At 73.7% G+C, this 12,629-nt stretch carries 8 protein-coding genes; 3 read left to right on the top strand and 5 right to left on the bottom strand.

Annotation, left to right across the window (positions count from 1 at the left end):
- Positions 1-117: 117 nt before the first annotated feature.
- Positions 118-462, bottom strand: a complete 345-nt coding sequence (locus WME73_RS19855; protein ID WP_012236117.1) for a hypothetical protein — start codon at positions 460-462, stop codon at positions 118-120.
- 159 nt (positions 463-621) lie between these two features.
- Here WME73_RS19855 and WME73_RS19850 point away from each other — a divergent pair, with 159 nt between their 5' ends.
- Positions 622-2,190, top strand: a complete 1,569-nt coding sequence (locus WME73_RS19850; protein WP_437916736.1) for a GMC family oxidoreductase — start codon at positions 622-624, stop codon at positions 2,188-2,190.
- A 76-nt stretch (positions 2,191-2,266) separates the two neighbouring features.
- On the top strand, positions 2,267-2,962 hold the full coding sequence (locus tag WME73_RS19845; RefSeq protein ID WP_437746971.1) for a hypothetical protein: 696 nt from the start codon (positions 2,267-2,269) through the stop codon (positions 2,960-2,962).
- Between the two features lie 78 nt (positions 2,963-3,040).
- On the opposite strand, the gene WME73_RS19840 is transcribed toward WME73_RS19845, so the two are convergent.
- The gene (locus WME73_RS19840; protein WP_437916735.1) at positions 3,041-4,459 is read right to left on the bottom strand and encodes an FG-GAP repeat domain-containing protein; all 1,419 of its coding nucleotides are present in this window, start codon (positions 4,457-4,459) and stop codon (positions 3,041-3,043) included.
- 864 nt (positions 4,460-5,323) lie between these two features.
- Between WME73_RS19840 and WME73_RS19835 the strand changes: the two genes are divergently transcribed.
- Positions 5,324-6,049, top strand: coding sequence for a hypothetical protein (locus WME73_RS19835; RefSeq protein ID WP_437916734.1), 726 nt, complete (start codon positions 5,324-5,326; stop codon positions 6,047-6,049).
- A gap of 9 nt (positions 6,050-6,058) precedes the next feature.
- On the opposite strand, the gene WME73_RS19830 is transcribed toward WME73_RS19835, so the two are convergent.
- From WME73_RS19830 to WME73_RS19820, 3 genes are all read right to left on the bottom strand, one after another.
- Positions 6,059-7,108, bottom strand: a complete 1,050-nt coding sequence (locus WME73_RS19830) for a lipase secretion chaperone (RefSeq protein WP_437916733.1) — start codon at positions 7,106-7,108, stop codon at positions 6,059-6,061.
- Between the two features lie 18 nt (positions 7,109-7,126).
- Entirely contained in the window at positions 7,127-8,038 is a 912-nt protein-coding gene (locus WME73_RS19825) for an esterase/lipase family protein (protein WP_437917414.1), read from the bottom strand.
- Between the two features lie 417 nt (positions 8,039-8,455).
- Entirely contained in the window at positions 8,456-12,628 is a 4,173-nt protein-coding gene (locus WME73_RS19820) for a serine/threonine-protein kinase (protein WP_437916732.1), read from the bottom strand.
- Position 12,629 lies beyond the last annotated feature (1 nt).

Here is a 12,629-nt window from a genome sequence, read left to right as displayed (position 1 = left end):
AGAGGCGCGTAGGTAAAAGAAGCCGGAGCGCTGCGCGAGGGCGAGGATCTCCTCGACCGTGCGGACGCCGGCCATCCCGTTGCCGATCAACACGAGCTTTCGCTTCTTCTGCATGGCTCAGATCTCCGCCAGGCCGATGTCGATCGTCGCGAGCCCGCGCGCGCCTTCGGGCGCGCCCACGCACAGCTCGATCACGCTCTCCGGGTGGATGTCCTCGACGATCACGAGGGGCACGTGGATCGCCGCCTTGGCGCCGATCGGGAAATAGCGCATCGGGTGGCCGTCGCGCTTGAGGAGCAGGTAGATGAGCTCGGACGTGGAGTTGCCCGCGCGCAGGTAGATGAGCTGAGCGCGCTTGTCCCGCGGGACGGTGTACCCGACCGCCGGACGAAGGGGCACCGGCTGCTCCAGGCCCTGCCCCTCGAACGAGTAGACACCCTGTATGAACCTCGGTGTTTCCAATGTGGCCTCCCGGGCGGATCATCGGACCCTCGGACGGGCGCGCGCGCCGTACGCCGCCCGGCGCGCGCCGCTCTGGCGCCGCATGAAGGTCATACAGCGAGGACAGTTTCGAGGGTTCGTTGCCCGGCGGCGCGATCCCGTGTAGGTCGAGTTTCCAAGGTGTTTCGAACGTCAACGTCCTCTTCCCCCCGCCCCGCCGGCGCCGCGGAGCTCGTCGTCGTCGGGGCCGGCTCGGCGGGCGCCGTGATCGCGGCGCGCGTCACGGAGCGCGCGGATCGCGAGGTCCTGCTGCTCGAGGCGGGCCCGGATTACCCGGACCCGGAAGGCCTGCCCGCCGATCTGCGGGACGGCACCCGCAACTCGTGGCTCGCGCACGACTGGGGCTATCGCCACCGGCCGACGCCCGGGCAGATCATGTTCCTCTTCCCGCGCGGGAAGGTGGTCGGCGGTTCGTCGGCCGTGAACACGTGCATCGCGGTCCGCGGCCAGCCTTACGACTACGACGAGTGGGCGGCGCTCGGCCTGCCCGAGTGGGGCTTCGACGCCTGCCTGCCCTATTTCAAGCGCCTCGAGGACGATCTCGACTTCGGCGAGCCCTGGCACGGCAAGGGCGGCCCGGTGCCGATCCGCCGCGCCCGGCGCGAGGAGCTCGTGCCGTGGCAGGCGGCGTTCGTCGACGGGTGCAGGGCGCTCGGCCACCCCGAGTGCGCGGACACCAACGATCCGCGCGCGCCCGGCGGCGTCGGGCCGCACGCGATGAACAAGATCGACGGACAGCGCATGAGCGCGGCGCGCTGCTACCTGACCGCCGAGGTGCGCCGGCGCGAGAACCTGCGGCTCCGGCCGCGCACGACGGTGCGGCGGGTGCTCGTGCGGAACCGCCGGGTCGAGGGGGTCGAGATCGAGACGGACGGGCGCGTCGAGGTCGTCGCGACGCGGAAGGTGGTGCTGAGCGCCGGCGCGATCGCGACGCCCGGGATCCTCCTGCGCAGCGGGATCGGGCCGCGGGCCGAGCTCGCGCGCCTCGGGGTCGCGCTCGTGTCCGACGTGCCCGCCGTGGGGGCGCGGCTGCTCGATCATCCGGGGGCCGTCATCGGCCTGTGGCCGCGCCGCCGCGGCCTGATCGACGTCCTGCGCCAGCCGCTCGTCCAGACGATGCTCCGCACCACGTCGCGCGGGAGCCAGTACCCGAACGACGTGATGCTCCAGCCGGGCTCGTTCTTCCCGCTGCACCCGCGCCTCACGGTGCCGGCGTTCGCGATCGCGTGCTGCATCGGCAAGCCGCGCGGCGTCGGCCGCATCGAGCACGTGAGCGCCGACCCGCACGCGCGGCCCCGCATCGTCTCGAACATGCTCGTCGACCGGGACGACCTGTCGCGCGCGGTCGACGCGCTCACGCTCGCGTACGAGATCGCCCGCACCGCGCCGATGCGCGAGCTCGGCTGGTTCGTCTGGCCCACGGAGCGCACGCTGATGCGGCGGGAGGCGCTGGAGCGGTGGATCACCCGGAGCTGCGGCTCGGGCTACCACCCGTGCGGGACGGCCCCGATGGGGCCCGAGGGGGACCTCTCGGCGGCGGTCGACGGGCGCGGGCGGGTCCGCGGCGTCGAGGGCCTCGTCGTCGCGGACGCGAGCATCATGCCGACCATCCCGAGCGTGAACACGAACCTGACAGCGCTGATGATCGGCGAGCGGTTCGGCGAGTGGCTCCGCGACGGCGCGGTGTAGCCGCCACCGGGGGCGAGAGACCCGCTGACAGCGTTCGGCGCGCGCTCGAGGGTCGACCGGCGCTAAGGTCGCTCTCATGACGTCCACCGTGACCCGCAACACGGGCTCCACCATCAAGTACGCCGTCATCACGGCGGTGCTCGCCGGCCTCTCGTTCCTCTGTTTCCGCGCGATGATCGGCCGCTCCGGTCTGCTGTGGCTGCTCTGTCTCGCCGGCGGCCTCGGGTTCGCGGTGTTTTCGCTCGGGTCGCTCCTGGCCGCCAAGGACCTGGCCGGCACCGCGACGTGCCCGCGCTGCCAGGCGACGCTCGAGGAGATCGAGCTCAACCATACCGACGACCCGGCGTTCTGCGACAAGTGCCAGGCCGCGTACCTCGTCGACAAGCGCGTCCTCACCGTGCTCGCCGACGACTACGTCCACCCGACGCCGGGCTTTCCGGTGCCGGTGACGAGCGAGACGATCAGCTGGCCGGCAGGCTGCTGCGTGTGCGCGAGGCCGGCGACCCGCGGCGTCGAGGCGAAGGCGCACGACGGCGAGACCGGGACCAACGCGGCCGTCGCCGCGGCCGGGCTCGCGCTCGGGAGCATCGCGGTGCGCACCGGCGGCGGCACGACCTACACGCTGCGCATCCCGCACTGCGCCGAGCACGACGACGGCGCGAAGCTCGAGATCGAGAGCAACAACAAGCCGCCGCTGAAGATCCGCTTTCGCTCGTACGCCTACCAGCGCCGCTTCCTCGAGCTGAACCCGAAGCCGGCGAAGGCCGCGTAGATCCGGGCCCCCCGCTCCCGGCGGGACGAGCTCAGGACGGGCTGGACAAGGGGCAGGAGGCGCCGCCCGCGGGAGCGCTCAAGGCGCCGTCGCGCAGCCGCGACCGCGGAAGACGACCAGACCGTCGAGCTGGACGCCCACGACGTCAGGGCACCCGTTGCAGTCAAAATCGGTGATGCCGACGCCGAAACCGTCGATGTTTTCGAAGGTGCCTGGGAATGAAGCCGCCTCGGCTTCGAACGTGCCCTCCTGGGTCTGGAGGAACGACCACATCTCGGCGGTGTTTCGGCTGACCGCGACGAGATCGCTCCGCCCATCGAGGTTCAGATCGGTGATCTGCAGGCCCCCTGAGACGAAATATTGGTGGTCATCGATGGTGAGCAGCGGCTGCGGCGCAGTCAGGTGGCCGAGCCCGTCTTGCAGCAGGATCCAGACCCGCATCGGCCCGTCGGAGTACTCGTGTGTGACGGCGGCGACGTCCTGGCGTCCGTCGTTGTTCACGTCGCCCACCGCGACCGAGACGAACGAGACGCCTGAGCTCGGCGGCGTCGTCTCGAAGAAGACCTGCTGTCCGGTCGTGTCGAACCCGCTCTCGATGTCGTGCGGAAAGACGGCGATGCCCGCGCCCACGCCGGTCATCGCGATCACCGCGTCGGGGTGGCCATCCCCGGTCACGTCGCCGGTGACGATGCCGGACATGAACACGCCGGCCGGCAGCTCGTGGGCCAGCTCGAAGCCGCCGCCGCCGTCGCCCCGGTAGACGAGGATCTTGCTGTGATAACCGAGCCCGACGATGTCGAGGACGCCATCCCCGTCATGGTCCACGGCGGTCGGGGAGAACGTGGTTGGCGCGGCGATCGTCCTCGGGGGCTCGAAGGCGCCGCCGCCCTGGTTGCGGAGGAAGGCGAGCCCATCCTGCTGCGCGACGACGACGTCGAGCGCGCCGTCGTGGTCCGCGTCGAGCAGCAACGTGTCCTCGACCGCGTTGGCCGGCGTGGAAGGGGTGTAGATGACTTCGCCGTTCAGGTCCCGTACCCGCGGATGCGTCTGCAAGTACAGCGCTTCGCGATCCGTGCTCACGAAGTCGAAGCGCCTGTCCCCGTCGATGTCGCCCAGCGACAGCTGACCCATGTACACGCCCGAGGACTCCGCGGGATAGAGGAGACCGGGCTTCAGGTAGTAGCCGCTGCCGTCGCTCGGCTCCTCGCCTGGGAACGGACCCGCGCATCGATCGCCCACGCCGCCGCCGTTCGGCTTCGGCACATCCGCGCCGCCGCCGTTCGACACATCCGCGCCGCCGCCGTTCGGCACATCCGCGCCGCCGCCGTTCGGCACATCGACGACACGCTCGGCCGTCCCCGACCGGGCAACGGGCCTGTCCGGCGAGCCGACGTCAGCCGCCTCCTCGTCCCGCGGCGGATCGACCGGGTCGTGCTGGGGAGATGGCTCTGGAAAAACAACCGAGCTCTCGCACCCCGAGCTGAATCCGATGAGCAAACAACAAGCTACCAGCATGCGTCCGCTGCTGTGTCGCGCACACCTCATAGGTTACCTCCGCAAGACAAGTGAAACCCACGAACCTGAACGTCTCCAGGACACGCCCGTCCCCCACACCATCGGCGGCTCGGCGACTACGATGCAATGAACGGGCTGCGCATTCATCGGAGCAGGAAAATCGCAGCGCGTCATCCGGGCCGCGGCGGCACGTTCTTGCCCGGCGCATCGCGTCGCCGAGCCGGCCACGACGGTTCTCCCTGCCGGCAACGCGCCGCGGTGTAATTTTTCACCACAGCGCACTGTCAGCTTCGTCGATCCCCGCCTCGAAGACCGGGAAGGCGCTCAGCAGATCATCCCCTGGCCGCGCATCTCGGCGAGATCCTCGTCGCTCGGCCGGCGGTGCCGCCCGAGGAGCAGGTCGCCGAGCCGTGTGGATTGCGGCCTGACAAATCCCTCATTTGCTGGCATTTCAGCAGAAATTGAACAGGGAGACGTGGAGATTTTTGGGATTGTACTCCCCGTCTCCCCGTCTCCCCGTCTCCCCGTCTCCCTGTGAAATCTCCCGAAAAAAATCGAGAGCGCCGCGGATCCCCGGGCCTGGCCGTGTCAGACGCTCGTCGTCTGCGACGTCTTCCCGGGACGCGGGACTCGGTACCTCTTCGCCAGGAAGCGGAATCACAGAGGCGCCGAGGACTCCGAGGGGATCGCAGAGAATCGCTGTGCGCTCCTTGCCCTCTGTGCTCACTGCACCTCCCTGCCCCGGATCCCGGGCACTCGATCGACGGGGGCGAAAGGCATCTCCCGGAGGAGGCCCGAGGCTTGCTCTCTCCGGCGCAGGTGCGTCGATGGCACCGGGAGGGGCGCATGTGGACTTCGAAGACGGGGAGAACCAGCGGTAGGTCAACAAGGGGGAAAGGCGTCGTCCAGGGGCTCGCCGGGCTTCTCGGGATCGGCCTCTGTCTCGGCATCTCCAGCGCTTCCGCCGCTGGCACGACGCAGGCGGTCTCGCCTCAGGCCATCTCTCCTCAGGCCCCGGCGCAGGGTCGTGCCGCGCCGCCGCCGCGGCCCGCGACCATCACGCAGCGCGCCCCGCAGCGGGCCGCGACCATCACGCAGCGCGCCCCGCAGCGGGTCGCGACCGCCACCTACGTCGCGAACCCCCGGAGGGCGCGCTGGATCATCGCGGGCGCGTCGACCCTGGGCGGCTTCTGGGTCGCGTCGGCCGTCCGCGGCGCGACGCTCTCCCTCGCGCAGCCGGAGGTGCGGATCCGGCTGGTGCCGCAGTGCTCCCAGGGCGCCTGCTTCGTCGTCCGGCGCCACGAACGCACCTCGGCCAACCCCGCCTCGCTGCTGATCCCCCTCGCGGGTCCGTGGATCCACCTCGGCACGGGGCGGCCGACGGCGGCCAGCGCGGTCGGCCTCTCCCTCCTCGGCGCCGGGCAAGCCGTCGGCCTGGGGATGCTGCTCGGCGGCATCGCCATGCCTCGGCAGGTGCGCGTGCCGCTGCAGCGCGGCCAGGTCCTCCAGGTGGGCGCAGCCCCGCTCGTCACCCCCGGCGGGCTCGGGCTCTCGATCGGCGGATCGCTGTAGGCGCGCCCGTCACCGCGGGAGGCCCAGGATCGCCCGCACGCGCAGCCGCTCCTCGGGCGTGAACGAGCCCTCGATCAGCGCCTCCTCCTCGGCGCGCCGCGCGTCGGGATCGGCCACCGTCGCCTCGATGTCCGCGCGCGCGCCGGCGAACGCGTCGAGGCGCTGCTGCCAGGCCGCCCGCTGCCGGTCCAGCTCCGCGAGCCGGTCCGCGGCCTCGGGGCCCACGGTCGCGACCCGGTGCGCGCGCAGCGCCTCGTCCGAGGCGCCCGCGTCCCGGAGCGCCTGCTCCTCGGCCTGCTGCGCGAGCGGGCGCGTCGCCGCCTCCCGCGCCTCGCGGACGGCCTCCGGGAGCGCCGCCTCGACCTCCGCGATCCGCGCGTCGCGCTCCTCCGGCGAGAGGGCCTCGTCCGCGAGGATGCGGGACTCCTCGATCGCCGCCTCGATCTCCCGCTCCTCGTCGCCGAACAGCCGCGCCGCGGCCGCCTCGCCGAACCATGCGCGCCGGATCTCGCGCAGCGCGGCGAGGCGCTCCGCCGGATCGGCCTCCTGCTCGACGCGCGCCTCGCCGGCCGCCTCGCGGTAGCCGAGGTACCGGTCGAACAGCGCGATCGCCTGCTCCGCCGCGCGCCCCGTCGCCCGCTCCCGGATCGCCGCGACGACGCGGGCCCTGATCGCCGGCGCCGGCTCCTCGCCGGTGGCGCTGAGGAAGTAGTCGAACAGCCCGAGCAGCTCCGGGCCGACGACCAGATCGCCGCGCTCGTCGGCGATCACCGCGCCGTCGACGCCGGTGCCGCGGAGCGAGGGCGGCGCGGTGATCGCCGGCGGGCGCGGCGCCGCGTGAGGCCGCGAGACCGACAGCGCCTGCCGGAGGCGCGTGGGGGCCGGCGCCACCGACAGCGCGGGCAGCGCCTCCTTCCGACCGGGGCGCGCGGCCCCGTCATTCGACCTGCCAGAGGGCGCCGCCGGTCGAGGCCGCTCCCCCGAGAGGAGGCGCCCCACGCCGACCGTCGCGACGAGCGCCATTGCCACGAAGAAAGCGGTCCTGCCACGACGCGCCACGAAGAGCCCTCCAGAAGGTTAGAGGCCGACGGCCTTCAGCCGGCTCGCGTGCGACCGGAACACGGACTTCGGGTTCGGGCCAGACAGGTTGATAAACCCGAAGAGCTGATTGACCTCGTCGAGGTGGTTCATCGCATAGTCGTCGCGGACCACCTCCCCGAAATGGGAGCTGCACCTGCCCACCATCCCGTCGTTCGACTCCGAATACAGCGTGGAGATGAGCTTGAGCGTCAGGTCCGTCGGATCGATGAGGCTCGTGACGACCGCTGTCCCCGACCACGAGAAGAAGCGCACGCCGCCCTCCTCGGCGGGGCCCTGCCCGCACCGGCCGTCGGGCAGCCCGGCGGGGTAACGCGCGTTGAACTCGCGCATCCCGGCGGCGGACAGCGATCTAACGGCGGCGATCGCGTCCTGAGGCGCCGTGTGCCCGCTGAGCAGGCTGAGCACCGCGCCGAGGCCGTTGGCGAGGAACGAGAGCGCCCCCTCCGCGAACCCGCCCTCCCGCAGGTTCTCCTGGAGGAAACTGGCGAGCTCGGCCCCCTGATGCGGAGACCCGATGGTGGTCACCGAGGCAATGAGATCCGGCCGCACCGCGGCGACATACCGGGCGTCGAGCCCGCCATGGCTGTGCCCGACCAGGTTGACCTTCCCGCTCCCGGTGCGCGCGACGATATCCTCGACCTGCGCGAGCAGCGCCTCCCCCCGCGCCTCGGTGCTGTCGAACTGGGGCACCTCGGTGACGTACACCTCCGCTCCGCCGGAGCGCAGCGCCGCCGCGATCCCACCGAAGTAGTCGATCACCCCGAACATCGCCTTGAAGCCGGCCATCCCGTGACAGAGCACGATCGGATACCGCGTCTGCGCATAGCTCTTCATCGCCAGCGCGCCCTCGCCGACCTCGGCGCGCTCCACGTCCGCCGGCTCGTCCATCGACGCGACGCATCCTTGCGAGAGCAGCACCACGACAGCTCCCGCCGTGCACCGCAATGCGTCAATCCATGTCCGGCGCCCGGCCCATCGTTTTCTCTCGACTCTCTGATTTCGAGCGGGTGTGACGGCGGTGGGTCGTGCAGCGCGCATGCTGGAGGAATGAGCTCGTCTGATCACCTGTCACCTCTGATAGAGTATTTGTTTAATTCGAATCAAGCAGAACTCACAGGCTCTCAGCGCGACAGGCACCTCGCGTATCCTGGACAATCGGAAGCCCGGTGTCCTCCCCTTCACGGGGTCACGTCGGTCCAGGCGGCGCGACAGGGCATCAGCGCGGGGGCGCAGAGCCGCCCATGTCGCGGCGAAGGCCGGGGGCACGCGGACGGGCGAGGCGGAGGGCGCGCGCCCTCGGGTCGGCTAGGTCGCCGTCGCACCGCGCGCGCCGAGGACGATGCGCGCGTTCTCGGGCACCGCCGTCAGGAACCGCTCGCGCCGCCGCGGGTCCGCGATCCGCCGCGCCCGCGCGAGCAGGAGCTCCCTGGCCTCCGAGAGCACCGTGGCCGCCTCGCCGTGGGCGCCGGACGCCGCGAGCGCCTCGGCGTAGGCGAGCCGCACGAGCGACTCGCCCTCTTCCAGGGATCCGAGCGCCGCGAGCTCGCCGAACGCCGCCCGCGCCGCGCCGAGCGCCGCCGCGACCTCGCCCGCGGCGAGCAGCGCCCGCGCGCGCACCGCCACGGCGGCCGCGCGCAGCCGGGGGGCCACGTGCAGCGCCGCCTCGGCCGCGCGCGCCTCCCGCTCGGCGGTCGCGGCGTCGCCGGAGAGGAGCGCGATCTTCGCGAGGTAGGTCCGCGCCACGCCCTCCATGCGGAGGTCGCCCCGCTGCTGGAACGCCTCCACCGCGCGCCGCTCGACGAGCTGCGCCTCGTCGAGCTTGCCGAGCTGCCCGAGCGCGTGGCCGAGGTTGTGCAGCGCCACCGTCTCGAGCTCGCGCAGCCCCATCCGGTCCGCGGCCTCCAGGGCCGCGCGCAGGACGGACTCGGCCGCCCCGAGCTCGCCGAGCTCGGCGTAGATGAAGCCGAGGTTCGCGCCGATCACGCAGGCGCTGCGCCTGTCCCCGGCCTGCTCGAAGGCCGCGAGCGCCGCCTCCAGGCCCTCGAGGCACGCCTCGGGATCGCCGCCGGCCGAGGCGCGGATCGCGCGGAGCTGCTGCGCCATCGCGACGAGCTCGGCGTCCGGCGGCGGATGCGCGCGGAGGTCCTCGTCGATGCGCGCGAGCAGCGCGTCGGCCTCGGCGTAGCGGCCGCCGAAGACGAGCTGCGCGCCGCACTCGCAGAAGCACGCGATCCGGGCGCGGCGCAGCGCGGCCGCGCCGGAGGACAGCGCCGCGGACGCGGCGGACGCGGACGCCGGGGGCGCCGCGGAAGGCGGCCCCGCCGACGCCGCAGACGTCGGCGCCGGCGGCGCGCAGGACGGCGGCGCAGCGGACGCGTAGGAGGGCAGCGCCGCGGACATCCCCTCGGCGACGGCGGCCCACCGCGCAACGCGGTCGACCGCGCCGAGCTTCCCGGCCGCGGCGGCGATCTGGGTGACCGCCCGGAACCACCCGGCGCAGCCGGCGGGGAGCAGCTCGGCCGCGGACGCGCCCAGCTCCTCGGCCGCCGCGAGGTCGCCCGTCCAGACGTTGACCTCGGCCGCGACCAGCCGGAGCGCGCCGAGATCCTCGCCCTCGGCGCCGCACGCCTCGCCGCACGCGGCGCGCTCGATCGCGGCGCGCAGGTCGTTCGCCTCGAGCGACTGCTCGGCCGCGCGGCGGTACCAGCGCACCGCGCGGCCGGGCTCTCCGCCGCGGCGGAAGTGCTCGGCCACGCCCCGCGGATCGGCGGAGGCGCTCCGCTCGAGCCACGCGCCCGCGAGCCGGTGGCCGAGGGCGCGGTCGCGCTCGGTCAGCATGGCGTACGCGGCCTCGCGGACGAGCGTGTGGCGGAAGACGTAGTCGGCGGCGTCGGCGAGGCCCGCCGACGCCGAGGCCGGCGCGACGAGCTCGCGATCGGCGAGCGCCGTCAGCCAGGCCTCCACGTCGGCGAGGCGCTCCTCGCCGCCGAGCAGCGCCGCGACGCCGCGCTTCGAGAAGCGATCGCCGAAGATGCTGGCCGCCCGGAGCACGCGCTTGCCCTCGTTGCCCTCGGCGTCGAGCCGCGCCTCCACCGTGCCGAGCACCGAGTCGGGCAGGAGCTCCTCCTTGCCGCTCGCGACCGCGCGGATGAGCTCTTCCAGGTAGAACGGGTTGCCGCCGGCGCGCTCGACGAGGTGCGCGACCACGCCCTCGGGCACGGGCTCGCCGAGCGCGGCGCGCACGAGCTCCGCGCTCGCGCGGCGCGGCAGCGGGCCGAGCTTGATCGTCTGCACCTCGCGCTCGGCCCACAGGCTCGGGAACAGCCGGTGGACGTCCGGGCGCGCGAGCGCGAGCAGGATGAGCGGGAGCTCGCGGAGGTTCCGCAGCGTCGCGTCGAGCAGGCGCACGGTGGCGGCGTCGCCCCAGTGGAGGTCCTCGAGCGCGAGGAGCACCGGGCGCGCGGCGCACTCGGCGGCGAGCCAGTCCTCCCAGGCGGCCCCCACGCCGTCGCTCATGCCGGTGGCGCTCTGGCGCGCCGCCCGCACCAGGCGGGCGTGCTCTGGTGACGGCGCGCCGCTGATCTCGCCGAGGAACGCCGCCGCGCGATCGAGCGCCGGGCCGCCCAGGTGACGCCCGAGCCGCTGCTTCAGCTTGCGCTGCCGCGCCCACGCCGGGTCGCGCGCGCGGAGGCCGGCGGCCCGGCAGAGCACGTCCGCGATCATGCCGAACGGCGAGCCGGGAGAGCCCGAGTCGGCGCGGCCCCAGAGGATCTCGATCGGCTCGTCCCGCTGCCGCAGGGCGGCGAAGAGCTCCAGGCGGAGCCGGGACTTGCCGGCGCCGGGCGGCCCGAGGACGAGCACCGCGCTCGCGAGCGCCTCGGAGATGCAGCCGGCGAGCACGCCGTGGAGCATCGAGAGCTCGCGGGCGCGGCCGACGCACGGGGTGCGCTTCCCGAGCAAGGCGGGGGCGACCTCGTCCACGGCGCGCTCGCCGTAAAGGAAGAGCGGCCCGCCCGGCGCCGAGGGTGCGGCGTGCGCGACGATGAAGCGCGGGCCGAGCATGTCGGCGGTCGCGCCGTCGATGCGCACCGCGCGCACCTCACGCTCGTCGAGCGCCGCGCGGAGCTCGGCGAGGCCGCGGTCGATCACGTCGCCCTCGGCGAGGCCCGCGGAGAAGACGCCCCGCCCCGTGATGACGCAGAGCGGTGCGCCCGGGAGCTCGGTGCGGAGGGCGAGCGCGCACTGGGCGGCGCGCTCGGCGCGATCCACGGCGCTGCCGGGCCCGGACATCATGACGATCTCCACGCCCGGGACGAGCTGCGTGAGCCTGCCGCCGTGGAGCTCGATGAGCGAGCGGATCTCCGCGGCCCTGGCGCTCGACGTGGACGGCTGCGACCTGCTCGATCCGGGCGGCAGCTGCGACCTGCGCGAGGCGGGCGGCGGCTCGCCAGGGGCCTCCTGGGGGGCCTGCGGGGCGGGCTGGGGCGCCCGGGCTGCGCCGTGGCCGGGCTCGCCGAGGAAGACGAGGCTCACGACGCGCTGCTCGCCCAGGGTGAGCGCGGCGCGGTCGCGCGGGGCGAGGCCGTGGGCCGGCGCGTCGGGCGGCGCGCCGCCCGCGAGCGTCGGCGCGTCGGGCGGCGCGGTCCACCCGCCCCGCATCGCGGCGATCCGGTCGAGCTCGGCCGCGACCTCGGCGCCGTCGCGCGGGCGGTCGCCGGGCTGCCTGGCGAGCATGCGCGCGACGAGCTCGTCGAGCGGCGCCGGCGCGTCCGCGCGCACGTCGCGGAGGCGGGGCGGGCTCATCAGCAGCACCCTGCTGAGCGAAGCCATCGGGCTCGCGCTCGCGAAGGCGGGCTGGCCGGCGAGGCACTCGAAGAGGACGCACCCGAGGGAGAACACGTCGCCGCGCGGGTCGGGCACGCTGTGCGCCTCGACCTGCTCCGGGGCCATGTACCCCGGCGTGCCGAGGACGCCGCCGGTGACGGTGACGCGCCCCGCGTCGCTGCTGGGCCGCGCGATGCCGAAGTCGACGAGCTTGACCCGCCCGGCGTCCCCGCCCGGGAGGAAGAGGTTGCTCGGCTTGATGTCGCGGTGGACGATGCCGCGCGCGTGCGCGAACGCGAGGGCGTCGGCGGCCCGGCGCACGAGCAAGAGCCCCTCGCTCGCCGGCAGGACGCGGCGCGCGAGGCGGGCGGCGAGGTCCTCGCCGTCGAGCCACTCCATGGCGAGGTAGCGATCGCCTTCCGGGGTGCTGCCGTGCGCGACGTAGCGCACGATGCCCGGGTGGACGAGCGCGGCGAGGAGGGCGGCCTCCCGCTCGAACCGCTCGATCTGGATCTCGTTCCTCAGCCGGACGATCTTGAGGGCGACCGCCGCGCCGCCGAGGCGGTCGTACGCCTTGTAGACGGTGCCCATCCCTCCGGAGGCGGCCTCGCCCTCGACGACGAAGCGCCCCGCGATGATCTCCGCGTGGCCCACG

It is taken from the genome of Sorangium sp. So ce302 (assembly GCF_051530145.1).
Classification (GTDB): domain Bacteria; phylum Myxococcota_A; class Polyangia; order Polyangiales; family Polyangiaceae; genus Sorangium; species Sorangium cellulosum_B.
The sequence above is the reverse complement of the archived record's forward strand: the minus strand, read 5'-3'. Positions and strand labels throughout refer to the sequence as shown.